Source organism: Rhizobium sp. PRIMUS64, from assembly GCF_023006465.1.
In the GTDB taxonomy this organism is placed as follows: Bacteria; Pseudomonadota; Alphaproteobacteria; order Rhizobiales; family Rhizobiaceae; genus Rhizobium; species Rhizobium leguminosarum.
Genome location: NZ_JALBGX010000091.1, coordinates 1 through 26,202, shown reverse-complemented (window position 1 = coordinate 26,202; position 26,202 = coordinate 1). Strand labels below are relative to the sequence as shown.

Genomic DNA, 26,202 nt, shown 5'->3' with positions numbered 1-26,202 from the left:
GACACCGGGGATGGCCATCAGGCCCAGTCCGGTGAGCAGGCCGCCAGCGCCACCGACGGCAGCGCCAATGCCGGCGCCGGTCGCGGCATCCTCGCCAACGTCAGAGTCGCGATCGATGCGACCCGCCTTGTTGGAGACGATACTGATGTCGTTTGAGGGAATGCCTGCCGCTTCCAGTTTGCTGACGGCGGAGCGAGCGTCCGAGTGGTCGTCGAAAAGTCCGGTTACAGTTCTCATCATGCTTCTCCTTGGGTTACTTGGCGACGATGTTGCCTTGATAATCGAGGGCAATGGCGACGGCTTTGCCGTCCTTCATGCCGGAGGCCATCCAGATCCCCTTGTCATCCAGCTTGAGATCCTTGACGTCGGTGTAGCCCGCTTCCGCAATGCGATCCTTCGCCTGAGCTTCGGTAAAGCTATTGGCGCCCTCAACGGGCGCAGTCGGATTTTTGGTATCCGGGGTTGCAACCGCAGGTGTATTTCCATCCTTGGATGGAGCCGGTGTGGTTTGGGCAAAGGCCGCAACGGCGGACGCGCCGAGAATTGCCGCCGCGAAGACGATCTTGTTCATATGTGTTTTCTCCATTTGCGGATCGGATGAGATCCATGCGGTCAAAACACGCAGGGGAGATCTTTGTTCCCAGAGATTATGCGGTTGATTTTTCTAAATATATGGCAAAGCGGCCCGCTACGGGGTCATTCTTTGCGGCGCCGAGGCAATGTAAGCAGGCAATAACAGAGGGGTAACCGGCGATCCACGGGCGGCTTGAGGAAGCCTCTCGGTGTGAGGTCGATCCTCTAACTCTTAAAGTTGTGTTTCTGTCAAATATCCCAGAGGGTGGCAGCGCGGGCCGCTCTCCTGCCGGCACTGCGTGCGGCGACGGATGCGGCCCGGCAATGTCAGTGACTTCCAGGAATACGGGCGATGACCTTTATCTCGAAGTCGAAGCCGGCGAGCCAGTTGACGCCGAGCGCAGTCCAGTTCGGGTAGGGTGGCTTGCTGAAAATCTCCTGCTTGACGGCCATGATCGTTGCGAACTGGTTTTCAGGGTCGGTGTGGAAGCTGGTGACATCGACAATATCATCCAGCGTGCAGCCGGCGGCACTGAGCGTCGCCTTCAGATTGTCAAAGGCCAGCCGCACTTGCCGTTCGAAATCGGGTTCGGGTGTTCCGTCCGGACGGCTGCCGACCTGTCCGGACACAAACAGCAGATCGCCGGATCGGATCGCGGCGGAATAGCCGTGCTCTTCGTAAAGAGCGTGCCGGTTGGCGGGAAAGATTGCTTCGCGTTGGGTCATTCTGATCTCTCTTCATTGTTGACAACGACCGATGAGCACGAGGGAAAGCTTCACATCTCGCGCCCAATTTGGTATACGGTTCGTATGTGAAATATGCGGCATGTCGAGCGCATGTCAAGTCCATATACGCTTCGTATATGAAATTGAGGGATGGAATGGTCAGGAAGCGCAGCGAAACGATGCAGGAAAACCGCGTCAAATTGATCGCGGCGGCGCGGAAGGCTTTTGCGGAAAAGGGGTACTCTGCAGCATCCATGGACGAGCTGACGGCCGATGTCGGTCTGACACGGGGCGCGCTTTACCACAACTTCCAGGACAAGCGCGGGCTGCTGGCGGCAGTTGTCGATCAGATCGACACTGAGATGGCGGTGCGCGCGCAAGAGATTGGCGCGCGCGCAGGCAAAGATTGGCAGGGCCTGCTCGCCGAGGGCGCGGCCTATATCGAGATGGCGCTCAATCCGGAAGTCCAGCGCATCGTTCTGCTCGACGGACCGGCGGTGCTGGGGGATCCCTCGCAGTGGCCGAGCCAGAACAATTGCCTGCAGGTGACCAAGAGCACGGTCGAGCGGCTGATCGCCCAAGGCATCCTCAAGCCGCTCGACCCGGAGGCGGCGGCCCGGTTGCTGAGCGGCGCCGCTCTCAACGCGGCCCTCTGGATCGCCGCCAGCGAAGACCCGCAGAGCGTGCTGCCGAAGGCGGTCGAGGCTTTTCAGGCCATGGCGGCAGGCCTGCTGGTGGAGCGTTTGTGATCTCCGAAGGGCGACGGATCAGTGCCGATCAACTTTCCAGCTTTGTCGGCAGGCAAAGCCGAAGCAGTTCCAGCGGCAACTATTGGGGACCCATAGCGCCACTCCGCGGGCGACCGGATGCTACCTGTATGAGACGGTCATGGTACTGTAACCTACCCGTTGCGGTTCCCCCAATGCGCTCCAATTTTGAAATCTTGCTCGACGCGCAGGAAGCCTCGCATTCCGCTCTCCGAAGCAATCCGGAGACAGTGAATCACGATCACGGCGGGCCTGGGCGAGCGACGTCTTCAACGGCCTGCCAGGTCCAATTCCGCCCGTAGACTACAGTAACTACGTTGCTCCCGCGTCAAGAAATCCTCGATAGTTAAACACTCGGCAAGCGTCCCTTTTAAGGAGCTCGAACGATGAAATCGACTGCGATGGCATCGACCGCGATCATGGCAATTCTGATCGGCTGTTTCGGCGCAAATGCGCAACAAATCACTGGCACTCCAGGATCGCCCGACGCGACCGTCACGATCGACGGAAAACAAATTCCGCCGCCGCCGGTGCCGTTCGGCGGCGTGATCAAGGAAAGCGCCATGGATTCCAAGCCTTACTGGCCACCGACGGTCGCGCCACCCAAGGGCGCGCCGAACGTGCTGCTTATCATGACCGATGACCAGGGCTATGGCGTATCCGGCACCTTCGGCGGTGTCGTTTCGACCCCGGCTATGGAACGCGTCGCCCAGGCAGGATTGCGCTATACACAGTTCCACTCCACCGCGCTTTGCTCGCCGACGCGGGCGGCTCTGATCACCGGCCGCAATCACCACTCGGTTGGCTACGGGGTGATCGGCGAACTGTCCACTGGTTACCCCGGTTATGACTCCGTCATCGGTCTGGAGAACGCCACGATCGGCGAAATCCTCAAAGAGAACGGTTATGCCACCTCGTGGTTTGGCAAGAACCATAACACGCCTACCTACGTGTACAGCGCGGCCGGCCCTTTTGATCAATGGCCGATTGGCATGGGGTTCCAGTATTTCTACGGGTTCATGGGCGGCGAGACCGACCAATGGACGCCCTACCTTTATCAAAACACGACCCCGATTTTTCCATGGATTGGCAAGCCCGGCTACAACCTCACCACCGACTTGGCGGACGAGGCCATCAAGTACATGAGCAGTCTGAACGCGGCTGCACCCGCCCAGCCGTTCTTGGTCTATTACGTGCCGGGCGGCACCCACTCGCCGCACCAGCCGAAGGCGGAGTGGAGAGACCAATTCAAAGGCAAGTTCGACATGGGCTGGGAAAAGTTGCGCGAGCAAATCTTCGCCAACCAGAAGCGGCTCGGCGTCATCCCGGAAAACACGAAATTGACACCCTGGCCGGATGACCTGCCGAAATGGGAAACACTTTCCCTGGTGCAGAAGAAACTCTATGCACGAGAGGCAGAGAACTTTGCCGGCTATGTGGCCTATACGGACCATGAGATTGGCCGGGTCATCCAGGCGGTCGAGGACATGGGCAAGCTCGACAACACGCTGATCATCTACATCAGCGGCGACAACGGCACCAGCGCAGAAGGCACCCTGGAGGGCACGTTTAACCAGATGACCGCCTACAACGGAATTCTGACCCTCCCCGAAGTCGAGCAGATGTTGCATTATGAAGATTGGGGTTCCGACAAGACCTATCCGCACATGTCGGTGGCATGGTCTTGGGCGTTTGATACACCGTTCAAGTGGACCAAGCAGGTGGCGTCGCATTTCGGCGGGACCCGGCAAGGCGTGGCCATTTCCTGGCCCGGCCATGTCAAGGACGTGGGCGGCATTCGAACCCAGTTCCATCATGTGATCGACATTGTTCCGACAATCCTGGAGGCCACGGGCATCAAGGCACCTGAGGTGGTCAACGGGATCAAGCAGAAGCCGATCGAAGGCATCAGCATGGCTTACACGTTCGACCAAGCGAATGCCAATGCGCCGTCGAAGCGCGACACGCAGTATTTCGAGATGTTCGCCAACCGCGGCATCTACCAGGACGGCTGGTATGCCTGCACGACGCCGGCCGCCGCGCCGTGGCTCATGGGTGCTTCAAAGCTTCCCGACGTCAACGACTACAAGTGGGAGCTCTACAACCTCACCGAGGACTACTCGCAATACGACGACCTCGCGGCCACGAATCCTGACAAGCTAAAGGCACTGCAGGCGGTCTTCATTGCGGAGGCCGCGAAATACCAGGTCTTGCCATTGGACAACACGGTCATCACACGCGCCATTACCCCGCGACCGAGCGCGGTCGCCGGCCGAACGGAGCTGACCTACTCGGGCGCGAATGCCAACATTCCCGTGGGCAATGCTCCGAGCATTATGAACAAGGACTACACGATAACCGCCGAAGTGACGATCCCCGAAGGCGGCGCGGAAGGTATGATCGCGACCATGGGCGGCCGCTTTGGCGGCTACGGTCTCTACCTGCTCAAAGGCAAGCCAGTCTTCGTTTACAACCTCCTCGATCTGGAGCGCTACCGCTGGGAGGGCGGCGTGGGGGCCGAAGACTGGTTGGGCGGCAGCGCGCTCGAGCCGGGCAAGCACACGATCGTGTTCGACTTCAAGTATGACGGCCCCGGCCCCGGCAAGGGTGGCACCGGCATCATGACGGTGGATGGCAAGGCGTTTGCTAAAAAGACGATGCCTCACACCATTCCGTTTCTCATGGCCATCGACGAGTCCTTCGACATTGGGAGCGATACCCGCTCGGCGGTGGACGACAGCTACCAGCTGCCGTTCCACTTCACCGGGACGATCGACAAGCTGACCTACAAACTCGGGCCGGATCGGCTGGCGAAATAGGGCGCGCAGGAGGATGGCCGGGCAGATCGAGATGGCGCTCAATCCGGAAGTCCAGCGCATCGTTCTGCTCGACGGACCGGCGTGTTGGGCGATCCATCGCAATGGTCGAGCCAGAACAATTGTCTGCAGGTGACCAAGAGCACGGTGGAGCGGCTGATCGCCCAAGGCATCCTCAAGCCGCTTGAGCCGGAGGCGGCCCGGTTGCTGAGCGGCGCCGCTCTCAACGCGGCCCTCTGGATCGCCGCCAGCGAAGATCCGCAGATCAAACAGATTTGAGCGAGGTGCCGGCTCGAGCCGCTACCGACCTTGCTGACTACGCAAAAATCAACTCAGTCTGTGCTCCAATCAGTGTGATGGAGAGACACATGGAAGGCGTCGATCGCTGGATTCCGTATAGTGCAATGACCAATCCAGGTCGTCACGCCAGTGCAATCGCTGTACTTCCGACCGGGGTTGGCGCTCTAATCCAAATCATTCAAGGCGTCTTGGTTCATTCTGATTGGATAACAGAGTACGGCCTTGACGAGACGATTCTGAATTCGACGGCGCGAACGACACTGCCGATCGCGGAGCGCTTGGACGACGTCTTAAGAAGGGATCCACGGCCTCTCAACATCGCGCGGTCGGCCGACAAGCGGTCTGTCGGAACCTGCCGCGACTACGCGCTGATGCTCTGCTCCTTTCTGCGATGCAGGGAAATTCCCGCCCGTGTGCGCTGTGGTTTTGCAGCTTATTTCTCCCATGGATGGGAAGATCACTGGGTATGCGAATACTGGGACTCCAGCGCTGGAGAATGGTGCCTGTGCGATCCCCAAATCGATCAGATGCTGCGGCAGAGGAACCAAATCTCGTTCGCTCCGGCCAATGTGCCACGCCAGTCCTTCATGTCGGCGGGAGAAGCGTGGCTGGAATGCCGGCGAGCGAAAGCAGACCCAGCTTCCTTCGGGCATGGCAACGTTACCGGTCTGTGGTTCGTGAAAATCAACGTGCTGCGCGACCATTATGTGCTGAACGGTCGCGAGACTTCGAGTTGGGACCATTGGCGGGACGCGCCTCAGCCCAAACGCGCGGTGATCGGCGGTGAATTGGAGTTACTGGACGCCTTAGCCGCAAGCCCGGATCAACCGCTCGTGGAGATTGCACCAGACTGGTAGATCGGCCAAATCGAGAACCCGTTCGCTCTGCATGACCAAGACTTTTGGGCCTTCTTTGCTGATGACCGCAATTCGCGCGAAGCCGCCGCGCGCACAGCAGGAAATAGGCCGAGCTGGACCGGGAGCCGCGGACTTTAGGGGATTGCCTTGGCACAGTCTCGGGCTCGAAATAAATGCCGGACTTGCATATCGGCTCTAGAGGTGAAGGCGAGACGGTTTCACGGATGCAAAGAGTCCAGGCGGGGCCCCTTTGTCCATCATCGCGCGCAACCTCCAAGCGTCGCTTTCCTTGAAGCCCGTGCCGACTGATCCCACGTAAATCAGGTGGTTACCCCTGCGAGCGGCCAGCAACAGCGATCCACTCCGCGGGCGACCGGATGCTACCTGTATGATACGGTGATGGTACTGTAATCTACCCGTTGCGGTTTCCCTCATGCGCTCCAATTTTGAAATCTTGCTCGACGCGCAGGAAGCCTCGCTGCGAAAGCCCGCCGGCGAAAATGCGTCAATCTCTGAGATCGATGAAAGGGATGTGTCATGAAATGCATGCTCCCCGGAATGATGCTGCTGGCATCGACTATTCTCGGCGGTATTCCTGTCGCTGCAGCCGACGCGACGCCGCCAATCCTCGTTACGCCGGACAAAGTCGATAGCCGTATCGGGATGCTTGAGTTCAAGGACGGCGCTCCAACAGCCGATACCGTCGACAAGGTTTACGACACGCTGGATTTCACACGGGCTCTGGACGCCTACCTCAACAGCTACGGCGGCGCATCTGCCTATGCAATCCGTAAGGGCTTCATCAGTGCAGGTGCTGAGGACAATTCCGTCATCATCTATTCGGAACTGATGGATTCGAATTCGCTGTTCCTCACCCCGAACGCCGACACCCTCTATTACATGGCAGTCGTCGATCTGACGAAGGGTCCGATGGTGATCGAGCAACCACCGAAGGGGCTCGGCACCATAAACGATATGTGGTTTCAATGGGTCGTCGACATCGGCTTTCCCGGCCCCGACCGCGGCGAAGGCGGAAAATATCTGGTCGTACCGCCAGCCTATGACGGTCCACTTCCCGAGGGTGGGTTTTTTGTAGCGCGGTCGAAGACAAACCGCGTTCTGTATGCGGCGCGGGCCTTTCTGACCGACAACGACCCGAAGCCCACTGCCGAGCTGATCAAGAAATCGCTCAAGATATACCCTTACACCCCAGGGGGCGTTGGCACGAGCATCGCGACCGCGCTCCAGGGCGACGTCAAACTGGAAGTGGGTCCGGCAATTCCCGAGACGAAATTCGTCGAAGCGAGCGGAAAATCGTTCAACACCATCCCGCCGACCGACGACTCGTTCTTCGAGATGATCGACGCCAATATTCAGGACGAACCCGCCACTTCCTACAATCCCGAGCTTGCAGGGCAGTTGGCGGCGATTGGCATTGTGAAGGGTAAGGAATTCAAGCCGGACGACCGCATGAAGAAGATACTGACCGATGCCGCAAAAGTCGGAAACGCGGCAGGGCGTGTGTTGAATTGGCGGCCGAATGAAGCTCTCGGCTGGAGCTACTATCCCGGCTCCTCATGGACGAACATGCTCTGGCAGGGTGGCGCCAACTTCGAGACGCCCCCGCCACTATTTACCAAAGACGGCAAGTTCGAACCGCTTCCGTCGACCGGAGCGCGGACCCTCGATTCGAAGACCGCGTTCTACTACGCCTACACCCTCGACTCTCCAGGCATGATCATGCGCATTCCACGCGTCGGCTCGCAGTATCTCATCGGATTCCTCGACGCCGACAAGAAAGACCTTGATGGTGCCAAGACCTACAAAGTGACGCTGCCGCCGAACATTCCCGCAGCCGCTTTCTGGTCGTTCACGCTCTACGACAACCAGACCCGGTCGATGCTCCAAACGCCCCAGCGTTATCCGCGTGCTGGCAGCCAGAGCTATCCGACACCCGCCGCATCCGCCGAGGATGACGGCTCCACAATCGTCTATTACGGGCCAAAGAAGCCGGAGGGCGTCAAAGACGGGAACTGGGTTCAGACCATGCCGGGAAAGGGGTACTTCACGATTCTTCGGCTCTACAGTCCGCTTGAAACCTTCTTCACCAAAGAATGGCGGCTGAGCGAGATCGAAGCCGTGAAATAACGGCCGGGGTCGACATTGACGCGCCGGACTCGGAAAAGCCGGCCCATGCTGGTCTTTCTAAAAACATGCCGAGCGGCACGGGCTCGATCAGTGGTCGTCGGTTTACCCTCGCCATTGGATGATGATGGGGCGATGGGTCTGCTTTTGGCCCGAAAGCGGACATTGGCCGCCGCAAAAATCCGCCGCGAAACTCCAACCTTTGCGACAGAGTTTTGCGGCGAGAATGCTCGAACGCTTTCAGGAAAGTCCGGAGTGTCGCAAAAGTCAGGATTTCCGCGGCGGTATGATGCCGGCCTAAGCATAGGCTAGACACCCGCCGGAAGCGCGAACCCAGCATCGTTCGGCCGGCACCTCATCGTTGCGGTACAGCCGCCTCACCCTCTTGTGCTCCCCGCTCTCGAACGCCGCCGCAAGCGCTTTTTCCGATTCCGCGTCGCGCATCCCTTCACAGGGGAAGATGGCCACCGGCGAAATCCATTGCGCGTGAAATTCCTCACCCCTGCGCGTCACGAGGAACACCGCTCCGCGAAGGTGCATGTTGCTCCAATTGCTGCTGGTAAACCCAAGATCGGTCGTAAGCGGTAGGACAAGCCTTCCGCCATCATTGAGCCGGTCCAACCAGATATCCGCCGGTCGGGTTGCGCCGGCGTTCACATAGATCACATCGGCTGCATCGAAAGCTGCGGAGCTGCCATCGCCCGGAATCACGGAAACATTCCGATAGGCAGTGAGATTTGCTTTTGCCCGCACAGCAAGCTCCGGCTCGAACTCGATCGCCGTCACCTTGCCGGATGCGGCAACGAGTTTCGCCATGATCGCAGAATAGTAGCCGGCACCAGCGCCAATATGCACGATATGCTCGCCTGCTCGCGGCGCAGCCTGCGAAAGCAGGAAGGCATGAAGTGACGGTTGTCCGTTGTTGATGTGGCGCTCAGGGACGATACCAACAATGTCATCCGTGTAGAGGTAAACCGGGTCGGCGGCCGGGGTCGGAACATAGGCTTTTCGCATTCGGAAGATCGGCCACGGACCGGGACCAAGGAAATCTTCTCGCGGCACTTCGGCAAAAGCAGTTTCAACACGCTCATCGACAACTCTCACAGCCGCCGTGATCTGCTTCGCATAAGCTCGACGCACGACCTTCAATTCGTCCGGTGTCATCAGCAGATCAACTCCGATGAATAGTTCCCTGTCGCAAAATTCCGGCATTATGGAGCAAGTGCCACAAGAAAGGTCATGTTATCTCCTGATTGTGCCGTAGGAGACAGCGTCACAAATCATTTCTTATCGCTGATCCCTGCTCGGGACTTGTATCGACGGCCATTGAACTGGAGAGGTCGTGGGAGGCGTCAAATTTCGGTTCGCTTGACGCATCTGAAGCCAACGTGGCTGGTGGAGGTGTCCTCCGGTTCCGCATGGCGGGCGGCGGGACGGTAGCGGCGGCAGTAGTTCGGCGCGCAAAGATGCGATCCGCCTTTCAGCACCCGCCTTGGAATTCGGATTTCCGGTTCGCGGGGATCGAAGCTCGCCTCTCGCTCGCCGCCTCGGGGGTTGTGGGGAATACAGCATGATTTCGCCGCAGGTTCGGCATGGCGGGTCGACCAGAAGTCCGACGTCCACTCCCAGACGTTGCCGATCATGTCGTGGATACCGTAGCCGTTCGCCGGGAACGACCCGACGGGCGATGTGCCCGCCGGCTTTGTGCTCATCGTGGGGAACGTGCCCTGCCAGGTGTTGGCCATGAGCTTTCCATTGGGGATCAAGTCGTCGCCCCAGGCGAATTCGGCGTCCTCTAGGCCTCCGCGGGCGGCCAGTTCCCATTCGGCCTCGGTCGGCAGGTCCTTGCCGGCCCAACGGGCATATGCCAGGACGTCGCTATAGGCGACATGAACGACCGGATGGTCGAGCTTCCCGCGAATGTCACTGCGGCCACCGTAGGGGTGTCGCCAATCGGCGCCGAACTTGAACGACCACCATTGGGTGATGTCGGGGCCGACGACTGTCTTCGGTTGTGTGAACACGAGAGATCCGGCCCGCAGCATTTTGGGAAGCGCTCCCGGATAGTCGGCAGCCTGTGGAGTCTTTTCCGCGACGGTGACATGTCCGGTGGCCTTGACGAAGGCGGCGAACTGACGGTTGGTGACCGGCGTCGCATCAATCCAGAAGCCGTCTACTTTGACCGGATGTGCAGGGGCTTCTTCCGGATAGTGCTTGTTCGATCCCATGGTGAACGTTCGTCCGGGGACCCAAGCCAACCCTTCAAATCCCGTATCGTATGCGTCCACTGCGCTCATGGCCCTGCCCATCGCTAGAACGTCCCTCTGTGAGCGTCTTATGACACGCGGTCGCGGCTGCTGCCTATTGTCCTTTAGGGAGGTCGTGATCCGGTCGGAGGAAGGGCGTCGCGGACCGCGCCCGTCGCTGACAACCCGCAGCCTCGTCACGACCGATTCCCCAAAGGGCAATATCTGCTGCCGCCAATACAATGTAGAAAATGGATGGAAGAGTGGAAATCCCTCTTCCGCAAGTCGAGGGTCACCGTGCGGGCCGAGGAGTCGCGTCTTCACCGAAATGATCTGTCCAATTTGCTAGTCAGTAAACTTGGACGTCAACCCTCTTTTGCTTTGACTCGTCTTTCAACCAACCTTGGCCGCCAATGCGGCCCCCTGAGGGAGGCATAGAAATGAGACGGACTACAAAGTTCTTCACAGCAGCAATGGCGGTCGCCGGCGGCCTGCTAGCGAGTACCGCTACGATGCACGCGCAGGACGCCAAGCCCAACATCCTGTTCATCATGGGCGACGACATCGGATGGATGCAGCCGAGCATCTATCACCAAGGTCTCGCGGTCGGTGAAACACCCAATATCGACCGCATCGGCCGGGAAGGGGCAAAGTTCATGACCTACTATGCCGAGCAGAGCTGCACGGCAGGGCGGACCGCGTTCATCACCGGCATGCAGCCGGTGCGCGTTGGCATGGTTCTGCCGGAGATTCCCGGAAGCCCGTCCTACCTGCGGGCCGGCACGCCTCACCTCGCCAAGTTCCTGTATGATCTCGGCTACTCGACAGGTGAGTTCGGCAAGAACCATCTCGGAGATACCACCGAATCCCTGCCGACGGCACACGGGTTCCAGGAATTTTGGGGCTACCTCTATCACCTCGACGCCATGCAGGGGGTGAGCTTCCCCGACATCAACAAAACCTCAACCGAGCAGGGGATCGCACCAGCTTGCAGGAACACGCCCATTCCTGGGATAGCGGAAGACCCGGCGGCGGTGGACCCAAAAACCACGACCTGCCTGACGCCGCCGCGTCCGATGCTTGCGTGCAAATCGTCCGATGGATCTCCGGCGAACCAAAGCTGCAAGGATGAGGGGCCGCTGACCCTTGAGCGCTCCAAGACGATTGACGAGGAGATCTCGGCCAAGGTCATCGATTTTCTCGACCGCAATGACCCGAAGAAGACCAACAAGCCGTTCTTCGTCTGGTACAACCCAGCACGCATGCACATCACCACCGTGCTGCCTGACAAGTACTTGGCAATGGTCGGCGAGCCCGGCGGCAAGGACTGGGGCGTTAACGAAGCCGGCATGAAGCAGATGGACGACAACATCGGCTACGTTTTGAAGAGGCTCGAGGAGATGGGAGAACTCGACAACACCATCGTCGTCTTTACGACCGACAACGGTGCCGAGACGATCACCTTTCCAGATGGCGGCACCACCCCGTTCAAGGGCGGAAAGCTCAGCACCTGGGAAGGCGGCATGCGTGCGCCGCTTGTGGTTCGCTGGCCGGGGCACATCGAGCCCGGTACGGTCAAGAACGACATCTTCTCGGCCCTCGACTGGCTGCCGACGTTTGTGAATATCGCAGGCGGTCCGAAGGGCGACGGCCTGAAGAAAGAGATCGAGGCGGGCAAGTATCCGGGGATCGTCAAGACCACGCTCGACGGGATCGACCAGCGCGACTTCCTGGAAGGCAAGTTGCCATCCGCGCGCGACAGTTTCTTGTATTATTCCGGCAAGGAGCCGTCGGCTGTCCGCTACAAGAACTGGAAGATGTACTTCGCCATGGTCTCCGACGATCCGGCTGGATTCATTGGTGGCGTGCAGCCTTACGCCTGGACCCAGGTCGCCAACATCAAGCGTGACCCATTTGAAACCTCGGTCGGAACACAGTTGAAGACGCTCTTCGGTACGGGCGGCGCCATCGCGTCACCGTCCACCGCCTATGTCTATGACTGGAACATCCTGCCCATCGGCCAGCAGTTGTGGCTGAAGCATCTCGAGACCTACATCGACTTCCCGCCGCTTCAGAGCCCTGCAAGCTACAATCTGGAGCAAGTGATGCAGCAGGTCCGCGAAATGAAGACTGGTCACGACTGACGCGCGCAGTAGCGTAACGACGTCGTAGCGGACGCCCTTCGAGGTGTCCGCTACAACGCTTCACCTGACAGGTCCTTTGGAGCCGACTGAGGGCGGAACGATGAGCGATGTCATCCAAGCAGGTCGTGACGAAGCACGCTGGCCGCCGGTGGTGGCGATCCTGGCGGTGTTCGCCCTTTTGGAAATGCTGCCGCACCACGTCTATGCCATGCCGCGATGGGTGTCATACGCGGTCCTGGTGGCAGCTATCGTTCCAATGATCATGGTAACGGTGTCGGCTGACAACGCTGTGTGGCTACGAATCGAGCACGTCGCCATCATGCTGCTTGCCAGCGTCTATGCAGGGAATACGGCGGCCGAACTCGGAGATATGGTCGGGATCATTACCATCCACCCGCCCGAGACGCGATCAGTGTCGCTATTGACGTCTTCAGTTACCATCTGGATCACCAACGTTCTCACCTTCTCGCTGCTCTATTGGCAGATCGACGCGGGTGGCCCATCGCGTATCGCGCGTGGGATGGCTGGAAGACCCGATTGGCTCTTTCCCCAGGCTTCGGTTCCCGAACTGGCGCCCCCGGACTGGCGACCGCTCTACCTCGATTATCTTTCCCTCGCATTCAATACGGCGACCGCGTTCAGTCCGACGGACGTGCTGCCACTCACCCGACGTGCGAAGGGGCTGATGATGTTCGAAAGCGCCATTTCGCTCCTGACACTCGTCCTCGTGGCCGCGCGTGCAGTCAACGTCATTCCGTAGCGCCTCGCCGGCGCCGCGGCCGTCCATTCGTGCCGAAGGGATCGGAGGTGCCCGTATGTCAGTGGAAGCCGATCAGCTTTCAACGATGATCAATCACGCGGTCGCGCCGGCGTTCATGCTCAATGGGGTCGCGGCGATGGTGGCGGTTCTGGTCAATCGGATTTCCGGCGTCACCGGGCGGATCAGAAACCTCCGCGAGATCGACGAGAGTGACGTCGCCCGAGCCCCGCTGAAGAAGGGAATCGGGGAACTGAGGCGGCGTGAACGCCTCTTGAACAGCGCATTGTACCTGGCGGTGCTGGCCGGAATCGGCGTGACGTTTCTGCTCCTGTTCGGTTTCGTCGTCGCCTTTTTGGGATACCGTCACGAACCGGGCGCCGCCGTACTATTCATTGCGGCACTCTGCTTGCTGGCGGGGTCGCTCTTCCGATTCCTGCAGGACATCCGGCAGTCGCAAGGTGAGCACGACGACCGTCCGTTGCGATGATCGCCGAGCTGCTCAAGGCGCTCGCGGCCCCTTAGAAGGCCCCCTATTGTCGGGCTATGCTGGACGAGGTCGAAGACAAACGCGTCGTTACGTCCCAGTGGACGTGGGCCGCCGCCGCCCGCCAGACCCCACTCCGTTGCATAGATCTCCACCTGAAGAAGTAGTTCCCGCGGAGGCCGATGACCGCGTCCACACATGTTGCATCTGACATTAACGCCATCGCCACGCCGCTTGGGCGGCGCGACGCAGACGGAAGATCAATAGCAAGGCGGGAAGGGGTAGTAGCCGCACTGCTGGTTGTTGTAGTAGGAATTGTAGTAGTAGGGGCGGGTTGCTGCCGCTCCAATGGCCGCACCTGCGACCACGCCCGCGGCGACCGGAGCGCCGCGATACCAGGCGCCGTGGTAGACGGGTGCGTGCCAGTACGTGCCTCCGACACGGTTGATGTTCGTGTCGCCGATATGTACGTCGCCTCCCTGGAAGCCGCCGCGGAAGTCACCTCCTGCAAAGTCTCCGCCGCGCAAGCCGCCGCCGAAACCTCCGCCACCAAAGCCGCCCCCGAAGTGATCAATGAAGAGCGCGGCCGGCCCGGACGCACCGCTTAGGCTACCCTCCAGAATGGTGATGTCGAATGTCAGCGTGGTTCCGTCGAGTTTGGGAGTTTTCAGCGTGACAACGGCGTCACTGACATCCGATCCGTCGCCACCCAGCACCGACACCGTCGCGTTCGGTGGATCGACGGCGAAGTTGTCCTTGCCGTCGTCCCACTGCATGATGAACTGCTCGGTTGCTACATGACCGGCGGCGCGCACCGGCCGGTCGGCGAAGACGATCGAATTGGCCGAGACGCCGGTCAGGACGAGCTTTCCGTTTTCGATTTTCGCGCCAGCCGAATTGAGCACCGCCAACGACGGCACCGGGCCTGTCGGCGTGACCACGCCAATGGTCTTTTCGAGCGGAACGTGCGGCTTCTTCGGGGCGTCCTGCGCCAAGGCCGCGGTGGTCAACGCTAAACTTCCGGCGAAGATCAGCGTGGTGAATCGGTAGACTTTCATGGCATGTATCCTCCCAGTTGGACGGACCGGAGGCCCGTCACCGTTGGCGAACGTTGTTGAAGCATTTGGCACGCCGCCTGGCCGTGAGGCGCACGGTCCTAGTCCTTGAAGATCTGCTTCCAGTCGGCTTTCATGTCGATGACGGTCCAGCCCGTGATCGCGGCTGCGTCGAGCGCCTTGTCGAGGCGTCCGAATTCGGTCTTGCGGTCGTACGCGTATTCGCGCTCCGCATCGGTGTGATGAACGAGCATGCCGAGACGCGCAGGCGCACCGCCCATCGTCGTCCATTGCAGCATTTCGAGGTCGCCGTCAGAATTGCCGAACGCTGCGATCGGCCGACGGCCGATCTCCTGGTTGATCCCGACCGGCTTGCCTGCCTTGTCGTCGATGAAGTTGACTTCCGGCAGACGGTAGAGGGTCGGTGTGTCGTCCTGCATCTTGAATTGGGTCTTGATCGAAGAACCGATAACCTGCTCCGGCGGGACGCCGTAAGCCTTCTCCGTCCATGGCCGCATGAACTCCACGCCGCCACCTGACACGATGAAGGTCTTGAAGCCGTTGGCGCGCAGGTAGGAAAGCAGCTCGACCATCGGCTGGTAGACAAGCTCGGTGTAGGGTCGCTTGAACCGCGGATCGCGTGCCGTGGAGATCCAGTCGGTTACCACCTTCTGGAAATCGGAAGTGGTCATTCCCGCATGGGTGACCATGATGAGCTCCAGAAGGCTCTTTTCGCCCGATGCGGCAAGTGTCTTCATATCGCCTTCCAGCACCGCCTTGAACGGCTGTACGTTTTTCCATTCCGGATGCTGCGGAGCGAGCGTCTTCACGCGCTCCAGGGCGAAGGCAAGCTGGGTGTACATGGGATGCTCGACCCACAGGGTCCCATCATTGTCGAACACCGCGATCCGTTCCGGTTCGGGGACGAAGTCGGGCGAACCCTGCTTGGAAACCTTCTCGACAAAGGAGACGATAGCTGCCTTGGGCGCGGTATCGTTCCACGATGGCAGGGGATCGCTCTGGGCGTAGGCGGACGCCGTGAGGAAAAGTGCTCCGATGACAATCGAGATCGGATTCCGTGCCGAGTTGACGAGGCGGCGGACAGTAAACATTGGATGTACCCCCAAGGTGAAAATGCGCGCCCGGCGGGTTGCACTCTATCCCAGCGCTTTCCAAGTCTACCGAATACGTTCCTCCGCCGATATTGCCCTTTGGGGAATCGAATAAATCCGATGGCGTTGGGTCTTTCCATATCGCGTGCCATCGTCGAGACCTATGGCGGCACGATCTCCGCGTACAACCGGCCTGAAGGCGGCGCCGCCTTCCGGGTGGTTCTGCCTCTGGCCCGGCGGGAGGAGCAAGGCTGATGAGACCGGTCGTCCATATCGTCGATGACGACGAATCCTACCGAACGGCGACTGTACGCCTGCTCTCAGCGTACGGTCTCAAGGTCGAAGCCTATGAATCCGGAGGCCAGTTTCTCGCATGCCTTCCAACTTGCGAGCCGGGCTGCGTTCTCCTTGACCTGCAGATGCCCGGCCAGTCCGGCCTGCAAATACAGCGCCAACTGTGCGAGCAGGCGCCACTCCTGCCAATCGTATTCCTGACCGGCGAAGGAGACATTAAGGCCGGCGTCGACGCGATGAAGGCGGGCGCACAGGACTTCCTGGAGAAGCCTAGCTCGGTGCCGGTCCTGCTCGAAACGATCGAGCGCGCGTTGACACAATATGAAAAGCGTCGTGCCGAGCACGAGCGTCTGCAAAAACTGAAGACGTTGGTTGCGAGTTTAAGCCCGCGCGAAGCCGAAGTCTTCGGGCTGATCATCCGTGGTCAGCTCAACAAGCAGATCGCATATGCCCTTGGCATATCGGAGCGGACGGTAAAGGTGCACCGCCATCAGGTCATGGAGAAGCTCGGAGCACGCTCGCTGGCGGGGGGTGTATCGATCGCCGCCGACATCGGTCGTACTGCGGCCCCGGAGTGATCGGACGACCTTCCCCTTAGGGCAATATCAAGCAATCGCCGACACGCCTACAATCACAGACAACCGCGTATCTCGCGTACTGTCACGCATGGGGGCATGAGGTGGGAAAGCTGCGCCGCACTGTCGCTGTCGTCGATGATGATGCGAGCCTACGTCGAAGCGTCGGGCGGCTCCTCAATGCCTACGGATTTGCGGCCGTGGAATATGCATCGGCCGAATCTTTTCTCGGCCGCGATCCGGAGACGTCGATCGACTGTCTCGTGCTGGACATCGACCTGGGGGGCATGTCCGGCATCGAACTGCAGCGCAGGCTGAAAGGGGTTGGAGTGAGGATGCCGATCATCTTCATCACTGCCCTGGAAGACACGCGCCTGCAGACCGAGACGGAGCACGCCGGGTGCATCGCATATTTGCGGAAGCCCTTCGCGGGATCCGTACTCATCGACGCAGTCAAGAAGGCGCTCAGATTGTGAATTCTTGATCGAGGACAGACCGCCACGACGGCAGGTCAAAAGGCGGACCAGTTATTCACTCCTGGTAGAGAGGCTGAACATGGAATGGCTCAGACACTGGCGGCCGATGGCCGAAGCACTGGCGATGGCATCATGCCTCAGCGTGCATCCGTTGACTGTCGGAACTGCGTCTGCGCAGCAGGCGAAGCCGAACATCCTGTTCATTCTCGGCGACAACATCGGTTACGGCGACATCGGAGTTTACGGAGGCGGGGAGTTGCGCGGATCGCCGACGCCGCGCATCGACCAGCTCGCCTCCGAGGGACTCCGATTGACGCAGTTTCTGGTCGAACCCTCCTGCACGCCCTCGCGCGCCGCCTTGATGACGGGACGCTATTCCATCCGCTCCGGGCTGTCGCTGGTTGCCGTTCCCGGTACGGCCTTCTCCTTGCCGGCGGAAGAAATCACCATGGCGGAGATGCTTCACGATGCCGGCTACGCGACCGCGATCTTCGGCAAGTGGCACCTCGGCGGACAAACCTACAGCCAGCCTCAAAACCAGGGATTCGACGAGTTCTACGGTATCCCGCCGGGGGACACCTGGGATGCATTTGGTATGATCCGACAGGGCCAGCAGACCAAGACGCTCGATATCCCGCTTGAGGGGGGGCCGCAAATAGTCGAGGCAAAGCGAGCCGAGCCGCTCAAGTCCGTGAAACCATACACCGAGGACGTGCGCCGCGGTATCGACTGGGAGCTTGTCGACCACGGCGTCGATTTTATGCGGCGGCAAAAGGCGGCGGGCAAACCGTTCTTCCTGTTCTTGCCGATATCCCGGACACACTTCCCGAACTTGCCCTCGAAGCGGTTCGAAGGCGCATCCCGGATTGGCCAGTTCGGCGACTCCCTGATGGAGGGCGATGCCATCGTCGGCGCAATGCTTGATGCATTGAAGGAACTTGGCGCAGAGGAGGACACCATCGTCGTCTTCGCCTCCGACAATGGACCGGACGGTCCTGGGGCGAGCCGGTTCGGCGCCGACATGCCAGACATAGGAGCTTCCGGACCATACCGCGGAGCGCTTGGCGAAGTTAGCGAAGGCGCAATCCGCACCGCCGCCATTATCAGGGGGCCGCATCGGATCAAGCCGCGATCCTCATACGCAATGTTCTCGATCATGGACTTCTTTCCGACATTCGCACACATAGCGGGCGGCAAAGTTCCGGACGACCGGCCGATCGACGGCGTCGACCAGAGCAAACTCCTGCTCGGCGAAGACGACGGCGGGGCGCGCCAGCATTTGCTGACCTTCGTCGGTTCGGAACTGGTCGCAGTCCGCTGGAAGCAGTTCCGGGCCTATTTTGCCGACGTAGCGCCGGGCCGCAGCGGCGCGGGCGGCGCAACCCTAATGGGCGGCGTGGGCGCGAGTGCTGCGCCAATGAACGGCTATCCCCAGGTGTTCAACATCGAAGCCGACCCGCAGGAGGAACACAATATCGGCGAGATGTACAACTGGGTTCTCGGGCCGATATTGAAGACGGTCCAGGAGTACAAGGAGACACTTGTCCGATCGCCCAATCCACCTGCGGCAAACATGACGAAATTCTGAAGTTCAAGCGCCGCCATCAGTTGGCACTTTGAGCTCACGGTTGGTGCTAACCCTCGTGGTCATGTCCACGATCCAACGGAAAGGAACGACAATGTTTAGACATATGATTGCTTCCCTTGCATGCTCGGCGCTTCTCATTCCGGTCGCAGCAGGCGCTGCATGGCTCGAGGTCGGCAAGCTAGACTGCGACATTTCCGCAGGCGTCGGGATGATTATCGAATCCAAGCAAACCGTCTCGTGCACGTTCACGCCATCGCCGTCGGGCCTGTTGCAGAGCTATAAGGGCTCGATCGACGAGTTCGGCCTCGCCGTCGGCGACGTCAAGGCGGGGAGGATGGTCTGGCTGGTCTCCAGCGTCAACGGTCAGCCGCTAAAAGGATTGGAGGGCACCTATCGGGGTGTCGAAGCCGATGCCAGCCTTGGCCTTGGCGGCGGCGCGAAGGTGCTTGTCGGCGGAAGCCGCGACAGCGTTTCCCTTCAGCCGCTGTCGCTGGAAGGTGAGGAAGGCGTCAACGTTGCGATTGGCGTGGCGTCGCTGAAACTTTCGGCGGTTGAGTGAGGAAGGGTCCCACGCAACGGCGCGCGATCCGGGAGTCATCTCCCAATATGCCTCCCTCAAGACGCTGACGCTGACGTCATCGGGCTCGCTCGGAGCGGCGGAGGATGTCGAGCACGATATGACGGTTGTTCCTGCCCTTCAGAAGTTCGGTGACGCGACCGCTCGCAGTCTCTCGTGATGATGCGCGCCGTGTTTTCGAAGGCGGTGTAACCAGCTCGAAACCGGGGTCGTAGACCTTGATCACCTTCTCGAAAGCCGCCTTCTGATCGTCGAGAACGACGATCTCGCGCCGCAACTCCTCGATCCTGGCATCAATCTCGCCCAGTTTCGCTTTCCGTTCGTCTACGACTTCCACCATACGCAGCACTCCCGAGGCACCCTCAGGAGATAGCATCAGCCTTCATCGGGATCTTGTGGCACTTGCTCCATAATGCCGCAAAATTCCCGAACCCTGCGACGCATTTTGCGACTGAAATCTGTGACGTAACAAGTCTTAGGATGTGTGCGGCGAACCATCCTCGTGGAAGGGCAACACCGGCCTACAGTGGCTTTCGGAAGAACACGACGCGCTGTGTCTCCTCAAATCCTAACGCGGTATGGAGCGCGTGGCTGGCTGAATTCTCAAGCCGCGCGTCAGAGCCAAACTCAACACACCCAAGCGACTTTCCCCAATCGGCAACGGCATTGCAAAGCGATCGTGCGATACCCTTTCGCCTGTCAACGGGCCGGACGAAAATCCCTTCGAGGAATAGAACGGGCGAGCTGCTGCATCCATTCACATAATCATGTCGCAAAGTGGCCTCAGCAAACCCGACAGCTTCATTCGCAGCATTTCGAGCGATGAACGCGATGGCTTCTCCACTTTCTGAAAGAAACGCCCGGCCCAACTCAGCTCGATGATCTTCGAGCGAGTGATGCGCCCACAGCGCAGCGCGAAGCTCCGCCCACGACTCAACATCCATTATGGTCCCAATCTCGATAATCGATTCCATATTGTGGTTCTCTTTTGTCGCGAAATTCCGGATGAAAGCGACAGGTGTTTTCCTGACTTTTGCAACCTCGCAGAATAGACGGATTTGCGATGCCGGCAATGTCTGCCATTGGCGCAAATTCGCCGCGCGCACAGCGGGAAATATGCCGTGCTGGACCGGGACGCCGCGGACTTCAGGGATTGCCTTGGCATAGTCTCGGGCTCGAAATAAATGCCGGACTTGCATATCGGCTCCAGAGGTGAAAGCGAGACCGTTTCTCGGACGCAAAGAGTCCAGGCAGGGCGGAACCGTTGCTGCGGCTAGCGGTTAATCCGCCGAGGTCGCGGCGTGCCAATCGGACGTGACGGAGATGGTGAACGCACCGGTTTTTCCGATTTCTCGGTGCGGGCGCAAATGCCAGGAGAGCACCTTACCCGTTCGCCGCGGCCTCATCGCGCCGCCTGCCCATCAAAGCGGGTGGAACGCGCGAGCGACCATGCTCCGCGTGGATCGATCAGAGGAGGAGAAGGTCATGAGCAAAAATAATTGGAAGGCCGGGCTTCGCGCGAAGCTGGAGTATCTCGTCGACGACTGCGTCGTGGCCGGGGCCAGGCAGCAGGACGTCTTCGATGCGATCATCAAGGAAATCGGCAATCTGCGCACAGCCCTTGAGCGCGATCCCGACCCTGCGGACGACGACGTTGCCGTCATAGAGGAGCCTGCGAACGATTGGCCGGCGGCCGACAGGTGACCTGAACCAGATCAAGCGAGGCACGAGACCTCTTGGGGGCGCGGGCTTATGGAACCAACTGGCCCGGCGGAGGGTTATAGTGTTGTCGCTTGGCCATCGGTTTAGCTCGATCGGCGAGACATGATAGCCGGCGCCGGCCGCTCAATCATTCACAATGGGGAATTGCTATGGAAAGTGCAGGTATCGGCTGGATCGCCGCAATCATCATCGGCGGCATTGCCGGCTGGCTCGCCGAAATGCTCATGAAGAGCAACATGGGCGTGCTGATGAACATCGTTCTCGGTATTGTCGGCGCCATCGTCGCCAACTTTATCCTCTCGCTCTTCGGCGTCGCCCTAGGCGGCTGGCTGGGTTATCTGATCGCGGGCTTCATCGGAGCCTGCATCCTGATAGCCATTGCGAGAATGGTCAGACGCACGGCCTGATCAAACAGGAGGCGGCCCGCAAACCGGCCGCCTTCATCACGTTTTCGCGCGCTCACGCGTGGTCGTCCGGCGTTCAGGGATTGACCCAGCGGGAGGAGGTCAGCGTGCCCAGTTTGTCGTAGGCAAAGACGGCGCGTCGGTTGTCGGCGTGGCGCAGCTGGAACCAGTCCAGCGTCTCGGCTCGGAATATCAGCACCCCGAAGAAGGCCCGTCCATCGGCGTCTGCGCCCGCTGCCTCGCTTGCCGGCTGCTCGCCGATTTCGTCGCCGGGCGGCCCATCCATATAAGTACTGCGCGTCGATCGCGGCAGCAGGCTCCAGGCTTCAGTCGCGCGTTCGCTTGCCGGTCCATGGAGTTCGGCCGAGCCCTGAAGGCGAAGCTGCACTTTCGGCTGCGGGCCATAGCCGAGGATGGTGACCAAAGGGTTGGCCGATATTTCCTGCCATTTCGGGCTTCTGACATCCGTATGGATTTCCAGGATGCGTCGCGCCGCATCCACGCGCCGCAGCACCACCATGCGGGCTTGCGGCCGGCCGCCGGCGTCGACCGAACACAGGTTCAGGTAGCGGAAGGCCGACTGCGGATCGGCGACAGCACCTTCCAGTTCGGCCCAGGCCGATGCATCGACCTCGGCGAGGGTCACTGTGTCGCCTCCGCCTCGGCGTCTCTTATCTCGCCGGCCTTGACGTAGTCGCAGCACATCGCTGTTCTCCCTGGCGTTGAAAGCGGTCCTGTCAGACGGACCGGGTAAGGCCGCCGTCGATCTTGAGGCTCTGGCCGGTGATATAGCCCGCCCCTTCGGAAACGAGGAAGGAAATCGTCGCGGCCACTTCGGCGCTGGTGCCGTAGCGCTTCATCGGCACGCTGTCGCGGCGCTCCTCCGTCGCCGGCAGGCTGTCGATCCAGCCTGGCAGCACGTTGTTGATGCGGATGCCGTCGCCCGCATAGGTATCGGCGTAAATCTTGGTGTAGGCGGCGAGCCCGGCGCGGAAGACGGCCGAGGTCGGGAACATCGCCGACGGTTCAGCCACCCAGGCGGTGGAGATATTGACGATTGCGCCCGACTTCTGCGCCTGCATGATCGGCGTGACGAGGCGAACCGAACGGATGACGTTCATCAGATAGACGTCGAGGCCGGTATGCCACTGTTCGTCGGTGACCTCGGTGATCGGCGCACGGGGACCGTGACCTGCGCTGTTGACGAGAGCGTCGATGCGACCCCACTTTTCCATGCATGCGTCGACCAGGCGCTTGAGGTCGTCGTTGGCTTGGTTCGAGCCGGTGACGCCGATGCCGCCCAGTTCGGTGGCAAGCGCCTCGCCCTTGCCTGATGAGGACAGGATGGCGATCTTGAAGCCATCGGCCGCAAGCCGCCTCGCGGCTTCCGCACCCATGCCACTGCCGCCAGCCGTAATGATCGCTACCTTTTCTACTGCCATCGTCGCTCTCCCTGCCAGATTTCGCACCCATTGCCGGGCTCTGATCCTTCGAATACCATGGGCTTCAAGCGAGAGCGAACCAGTTTTCGTGACATGTCCCAGTAGAAAAACTATCGAGTATCCATGTCCATCGGCAATCTTCCCTCCCTCAACGGCCTCAAGGCCTTCGACGTGGCGGCGCGTCATCTGAACTTCCGGCTGGCGGCCGAAGAGCTCGGCGTCACCCAGGGAGCTGTTGCCCAGCACGTGCGGGGGCTTGAGGCGGAACTCGGGGTGACATTGTTCGAGCGCCTGCCGAAGTCATTGGCGCTGACCGGCGAGGGGCGAAGCTACGTCGCCGACGTCAGGCGGGCCTTCGAACTGCTCGCAAACGCGACGGCGAACCTGAAGCCTCAGCCGGTCAAACTGGTGGTCAGCACGACACCGACCTTCGCCTCGAGATGGCTGATCCCGCGTCTTCCGGATTTCACCTCGCGGCATCCCGATCTCGATCTCCACATCCTGGCGACGGACCGCATTTCCAGCTTCCAGGTCGACGGCGTCGATCTCGCCGTCCGCTATGGCAGCCCTCCCTTCGGTCCCGGCCTCGCCGCCGAGCTGCTGTTCGAGCAGGAGATCATTGCCATCTGCAATCCAAGCCTCGTCGCCAAGGGCACCGAGCCCAACAACGCGGAAGAACTCTCGCACTACACGCTGCTTCACGATGCCCATAATTCCTGGCCGGAATTTATCGATCGCTTCCTCGGCGGCGGTGATCCCACGCTGTTTCGGGGCATCAGCTTCTCACAGACATCGCACGCGATCGAAGCTGCCATCGCCGGACAGGGCATCGCCGTGGCGACCCGCGCCTTCGTCTCGACCGACATCGAGGCGGGCAGGCTGAGGCAAGTCTTCGACGGCGCCCTCAGGGCGCGCTCGCACTTCTATCTGGTGAAGCCGCGATATCGGAAGTCCGAAGCGGTGGACAAGCTTCAGGACTGGCTGCGGTCACAGGCGCAGAGCTGATCGTCGGACAGCCATCGGCCGCTACCGACCCTAGCATTACTTTGGCAGATTGAAGCAATACGTATACGTTTTGCGGCAAATCGCGCCGACCGACGGCCTTTCGTGCCTCGCCGCCAACTGACTGGCCTCCATCGCGCATTCGCCAGGGTCGTTTCGGCTGCCACCGGAAGGACATCAGGAACTGGACGCTGGCGCGGCCGGCCATGTCCCGAAACCGGGAAGGTCAGCGCGAGATCATGGGGATAGCCTTCTGATGCTTGGGGAGGCGACAAAATCCACTGGCGAACACCCCTGGACTTGTCATTACGTATTGAGGGAGAGCAACCAAGACCGATATATCAACCAGATCAATGGATGCCATTCCCGCTGAACAACGGCAAAGGCGAACAGTCTGATAACATTCTATGCGTCCCGCATTCCGTGCGGCAGTTATCCACTTTTTGCTACCTTTTGCGTGAGGAAGAATGAGACTTTATCTGGAAGAGATAATTTCGAGGATGTGCCTAAAAGAACCTGGAGTTAGCTCGGCAGACTCGAAGTCTTGGCACGCCTATCGCGAGGCAGAGCGCTTGTCAGACGCCGAAGTAATCCAGGAAATCTGTCATTATCTTGAAAAGAAGCGAAATGCGCCTCAACGCAGTAGCGCCTATTTCATTCTCGGCAAGGTCGGAAAAAACCTCGCGAACGCGGAGGCTACGCAGTTGCTGCTCATGTGCATTTCAACCGAGGTCGACAAATATGCGCTGTCGACGGCGCTCGACATGATTTCGGAGCTTGCTTTGAAGGCTGACGAAGATATTTCTATGATCATCAATCTGCTTCAGGATCGGCGATGGCTGGTCCGTCACGCGGCTATTCGCGCTCTGAAATCGTCCAAGTCAGCACAGGCAGAAAAGGAACTCATTGCGCTTCTCGGCGAGACCAATGATGTATATGACAAGATATATTGCCACGTCACGCTAGGTGTCATTGGGACCGCGCAGGCTCTTCCAGCGATTCAGATCAACACAAAATCAAGAAAACCGGACCTCAAGGTGTCGGCTGTACATGCAATCGAGAGCATTAAAGCGCGAATTGATGCTCTAAAGGTTGTGCCGATATGATAGGCAAGACGTCTTATCGCAAAACTCTATCGCAACAGTCGGAGTTTCGCGACTGACTTTTGCGAAGGCCCAGAAAACTGCTGCTGGCAAAAGGAGGCGTTCATGATCTGATCTGCCTTCGCGTTGTCCAGCGGGAAACCAGCGCTATGGCCTCATGTTGGGGAGTGGCTTGGGAGTGACCGCATTGGGCCAACAGGGGCCGGTGGCCCCTAAGTGCTGATATCCCCGACAAGTTCCCATATATCGACAGTCACGGGCGTCCCTTGACCTGCACCAGGAGTGGGCGAAGGTCGAAGCGATCGCCGACTGCGCCGGCGCACCGCCGACCCTCCGGCCGCTGAGCAAAGCTGGATTCAGAATAGACGGTCGACGCATCGCTCTGTCTCCCACTGCCTCAGGAAATTTGCTTCCCGCGCAATCCAGCCGACGGTTTCGCTTCCCCATTCCTGTGCCCGGCTGGCATACTCGCCCATCAGCCAGATGTGGCGGACGATCACGAAGCGATGGGCGGCTTCGAAGTCATCAGGCGTGATCGGCCGGACGGCCCGATAGCCATCGACGAACGCGTCCCACATGGCGGTCGACCTCCGACCGAAGGACGTTTGCGCCCACAAAAACACCGACAGGTCGTAAGCGAGGTATCCCGGACCGCCGTCGTCAAAGTCGAAAAATACGGCTTCGCCGGCGTCGTTGATCCGCGCATTGAAGCCGTGACAGTCGCCATGGCAATACGTCCAGCTCAGATTGGCGAAGGCTTCAATCGCGTTTGCGGTCCGCGCAGCGATGTCTTCGAGACCGCTGCGGAGGTCGGCGTCTTCCACGACGCCGCTATCGCATATTCGGGCAAGCGGCCGATGCAGCAAGTGTTCGAGATCAAGCCGATAGAGCGCTCCCTCTGGCTGGAATGTCTCGGCTGCGTTGTGCATCAAGGCAAGCGTCTTGCCGTTGGCCCGGGCATCGCCGGCATCCGCCGCATCCGGCTTGCGGCCGTCGATCGCCCGGAAGAGCACGGCCTGGCGCGCACCCTCCGG

General features: G+C 60.0%; 27 protein-coding genes and 3 pseudogenes. 17 read left to right on the top strand and 13 right to left on the bottom strand.

Features of this window, described 5'->3' with window-relative positions; genetic code table 11:
* The 3 genes from MOV76_RS27560 to MOV76_RS27550 all read right to left on the bottom strand — a co-directional run.
* Positions 1-237 (bottom strand): general stress protein (locus tag MOV76_RS27560; RefSeq protein ID WP_309506527.1); only part of this gene is annotated, 237 nt, incomplete at its 3' end.
* 16 nt (positions 238-253) lie between these two features.
* On the bottom strand, positions 254-571 hold the full coding sequence (locus MOV76_RS27555) for a PepSY domain-containing protein (protein WP_247265717.1): 318 nt from the start codon (positions 569-571) through the stop codon (positions 254-256).
* Between the two features lie 329 nt (positions 572-900).
* A complete protein-coding gene (locus MOV76_RS27550; protein WP_166480422.1) occupies positions 901-1,299 on the bottom strand; it encodes a RidA family protein in 399 nt (132 codons plus the stop codon).
* Between the two features lie 137 nt (positions 1,300-1,436).
* On the opposite strand from MOV76_RS27550, the gene MOV76_RS27545 reads away from it, so the two are divergent.
* The 4 genes and pseudogenes from MOV76_RS27545 to MOV76_RS27530 all read left to right on the top strand — a co-directional run bounded on the left by MOV76_RS27545 (position 1,437) and on the right by MOV76_RS27530 (position 6,039).
* A complete protein-coding gene (locus MOV76_RS27545; protein WP_018241043.1) occupies positions 1,437-2,048 on the top strand; it encodes a TetR/AcrR family transcriptional regulator in 612 nt (203 codons plus the stop codon).
* A 404-nt stretch (positions 2,049-2,452) separates the two neighbouring features.
* On the top strand, positions 2,453-4,885 hold the full coding sequence (locus tag MOV76_RS27540) for an arylsulfatase (protein ID WP_247265716.1): 2,433 nt from the start codon (positions 2,453-2,455) through the stop codon (positions 4,883-4,885).
* A 16-nt stretch (positions 4,886-4,901) separates the two neighbouring features.
* A pseudogene (locus MOV76_RS27535) lies at positions 4,902-5,146 on the top strand (TetR/AcrR family transcriptional regulator); the annotation flags it as partial.
* 104 nt (positions 5,147-5,250) lie between these two features.
* Positions 5,251-6,039, top strand: a complete 789-nt coding sequence (locus tag MOV76_RS27530; RefSeq protein ID WP_247265715.1) for a transglutaminase-like domain-containing protein — start codon at positions 5,251-5,253, stop codon at positions 6,037-6,039.
* A gap of 249 nt (positions 6,040-6,288) precedes the next feature.
* Here MOV76_RS27530 and MOV76_RS27525 read toward each other — a convergent pair.
* Positions 6,289-6,399 (bottom strand): annotated as a pseudogene (locus MOV76_RS27525) (ATP-dependent DNA ligase); the annotation flags it as partial.
* A gap of 177 nt (positions 6,400-6,576) precedes the next feature.
* Here MOV76_RS27525 and MOV76_RS27520 point away from each other — a divergent pair.
* Entirely contained in the window at positions 6,577-8,187 is a 1,611-nt protein-coding gene (locus MOV76_RS27520) for a DUF1254 domain-containing protein (RefSeq protein WP_247265714.1), read from the top strand.
* A gap of 294 nt (positions 8,188-8,481) precedes the next feature.
* On the opposite strand, the gene MOV76_RS27515 is transcribed toward MOV76_RS27520, so the two are convergent.
* Together MOV76_RS27515 and MOV76_RS27510 are read right to left on the bottom strand one after the other, a co-directional pair.
* Positions 8,482-9,348, bottom strand: coding sequence for a protein-L-isoaspartate O-methyltransferase (locus MOV76_RS27515; RefSeq protein ID WP_247265713.1), 867 nt, complete (start codon positions 9,346-9,348; stop codon positions 8,482-8,484).
* Positions 9,349-9,536: 188 nt separating this feature from the next.
* The gene (locus MOV76_RS27510; RefSeq protein ID WP_247265712.1) at positions 9,537-10,493 is read right to left on the bottom strand and encodes a formylglycine-generating enzyme family protein; all 957 of its coding nucleotides are present in this window, start codon (positions 10,491-10,493) and stop codon (positions 9,537-9,539) included.
* 410 nt (positions 10,494-10,903) lie between these two features.
* On the opposite strand from MOV76_RS27510, the gene MOV76_RS27505 reads away from it, so the two are divergent.
* The 3 genes from MOV76_RS27505 to MOV76_RS27495 all read left to right on the top strand — a co-directional run bounded on the left by MOV76_RS27505 (position 10,904) and on the right by MOV76_RS27495 (position 13,821).
* On the top strand, positions 10,904-12,574 hold the full coding sequence (locus MOV76_RS27505) for an arylsulfatase (RefSeq protein WP_168339142.1): 1,671 nt from the start codon (positions 10,904-10,906) through the stop codon (positions 12,572-12,574).
* 100 nt (positions 12,575-12,674) lie between these two features.
* Positions 12,675-13,334 carry a hypothetical protein gene (locus MOV76_RS27500; protein ID WP_166480415.1) on the top strand — a complete coding sequence of 220 codons (660 nt, stop codon included), beginning with the start codon at positions 12,675-12,677 and terminating at the stop codon, positions 13,332-13,334.
* A gap of 55 nt (positions 13,335-13,389) precedes the next feature.
* Complete coding sequence (locus tag MOV76_RS27495; protein WP_247265711.1) at positions 13,390-13,821, top strand: DUF2721 domain-containing protein; 432 nt, start codon at positions 13,390-13,392, stop codon at positions 13,819-13,821.
* A 257-nt stretch (positions 13,822-14,078) separates the two neighbouring features.
* On the opposite strand, the gene MOV76_RS27490 is transcribed toward MOV76_RS27495, so the two are convergent.
* Both MOV76_RS27490 and MOV76_RS27485 read right to left on the bottom strand, forming a co-directional pair.
* Entirely contained in the window at positions 14,079-14,876 is a 798-nt protein-coding gene (locus tag MOV76_RS27490; RefSeq protein WP_247265710.1) for a hypothetical protein, read from the bottom strand.
* Positions 14,877-14,974: 98 nt separating this feature from the next.
* Positions 14,975-15,985, bottom strand: a complete 1,011-nt coding sequence (locus MOV76_RS27485) for an HAD family phosphatase (RefSeq protein WP_166480412.1) — start codon at positions 15,983-15,985, stop codon at positions 14,975-14,977.
* A gap of 126 nt (positions 15,986-16,111) precedes the next feature.
* Here MOV76_RS27485 and MOV76_RS27480 point away from each other — a divergent pair.
* From MOV76_RS27480 to MOV76_RS27460, 5 genes and pseudogenes are all read left to right on the top strand, one after another.
* Positions 16,112-16,240 (top strand): annotated as a pseudogene (locus tag MOV76_RS27480) (ATP-binding protein); the annotation flags it as partial.
* Positions 16,240-16,857 carry a response regulator transcription factor gene (locus MOV76_RS27475; protein WP_247265709.1) on the top strand — a complete coding sequence of 206 codons (618 nt, stop codon included), beginning with the start codon at positions 16,240-16,242 and terminating at the stop codon, positions 16,855-16,857. The pseudogene MOV76_RS27480 and the gene MOV76_RS27475, both read left to right, overlap by 1 nt.
* 101 nt (positions 16,858-16,958) lie before the next feature.
* Positions 16,959-17,330, top strand: a complete 372-nt coding sequence (locus MOV76_RS27470) for a response regulator transcription factor (RefSeq protein ID WP_210067082.1) — start codon at positions 16,959-16,961, stop codon at positions 17,328-17,330.
* A 79-nt stretch (positions 17,331-17,409) separates the two neighbouring features.
* Complete coding sequence (locus tag MOV76_RS27465) at positions 17,410-18,918, top strand: arylsulfatase (RefSeq protein WP_247265708.1); 1,509 nt, start codon at positions 17,410-17,412, stop codon at positions 18,916-18,918.
* A gap of 91 nt (positions 18,919-19,009) precedes the next feature.
* Positions 19,010-19,477, top strand: coding sequence for a DUF992 domain-containing protein (locus MOV76_RS27460; RefSeq protein WP_210067083.1), 468 nt, complete (start codon positions 19,010-19,012; stop codon positions 19,475-19,477).
* Positions 19,478-19,553: 76 nt separating this feature from the next.
* Here MOV76_RS27460 and MOV76_RS27455 read toward each other — a convergent pair whose 3' ends face one another.
* Positions 19,554-19,835, bottom strand: a complete 282-nt coding sequence (locus MOV76_RS27455; RefSeq protein WP_166480408.1) for a hypothetical protein — start codon at positions 19,833-19,835, stop codon at positions 19,554-19,556.
* Positions 19,836-20,016: 181 nt separating this feature from the next.
* On the bottom strand, positions 20,017-20,469 hold the full coding sequence (gene aac(6'), locus MOV76_RS27450) for an aminoglycoside 6'-N-acetyltransferase (protein ID WP_247265718.1): 453 nt from the start codon (positions 20,467-20,469) through the stop codon (positions 20,017-20,019).
* A 511-nt stretch (positions 20,470-20,980) separates the two neighbouring features.
* Between aac(6') and MOV76_RS27445 the strand changes: the two genes are divergently transcribed.
* Positions 20,981-21,199 (top strand): hypothetical protein, encoded by a 219-nt coding sequence (locus tag MOV76_RS27445; RefSeq protein WP_247265707.1) that lies wholly within the window; start codon positions 20,981-20,983, stop codon positions 21,197-21,199.
* Between the two features lie 167 nt (positions 21,200-21,366).
* Positions 21,367-21,624, top strand: coding sequence for a GlsB/YeaQ/YmgE family stress response membrane protein (locus MOV76_RS27440; RefSeq protein WP_018449565.1), 258 nt, complete (start codon positions 21,367-21,369; stop codon positions 21,622-21,624).
* A 73-nt stretch (positions 21,625-21,697) separates the two neighbouring features.
* On the opposite strand, the gene MOV76_RS27435 is transcribed toward MOV76_RS27440, so the two are convergent.
* Complete coding sequence (locus MOV76_RS27435; protein ID WP_247265706.1) at positions 21,698-22,267, bottom strand: pyridoxamine 5'-phosphate oxidase family protein; 570 nt, start codon at positions 22,265-22,267, stop codon at positions 21,698-21,700.
* A 91-nt stretch (positions 22,268-22,358) separates the two neighbouring features.
* Complete coding sequence (locus MOV76_RS27430) at positions 22,359-23,063, bottom strand: SDR family oxidoreductase (protein WP_247265705.1); 705 nt, start codon at positions 23,061-23,063, stop codon at positions 22,359-22,361.
* Positions 23,064-23,186: 123 nt separating this feature from the next.
* On the opposite strand from MOV76_RS27430, the gene MOV76_RS27425 reads away from it, so the two are divergent.
* Together MOV76_RS27425 and MOV76_RS27420 are read left to right on the top strand one after the other, a co-directional pair.
* The gene (locus MOV76_RS27425; RefSeq protein WP_247265704.1) at positions 23,187-24,068 is read left to right on the top strand and encodes a LysR substrate-binding domain-containing protein; all 882 of its coding nucleotides are present in this window, start codon (positions 23,187-23,189) and stop codon (positions 24,066-24,068) included.
* 464 nt (positions 24,069-24,532) lie between these two features.
* On the top strand, positions 24,533-25,171 hold the full coding sequence (locus MOV76_RS27420; RefSeq protein ID WP_247265703.1) for a HEAT repeat domain-containing protein: 639 nt from the start codon (positions 24,533-24,535) through the stop codon (positions 25,169-25,171).
* 353 nt (positions 25,172-25,524) lie between these two features.
* Here the strand turns inward: MOV76_RS27420 and MOV76_RS27415 are convergent.
* The coding region (locus MOV76_RS27415; RefSeq protein ID WP_247265702.1) for a phosphotransferase enzyme family protein at positions 25,525-26,202 on the bottom strand (678 nt) is incomplete at its 5' end.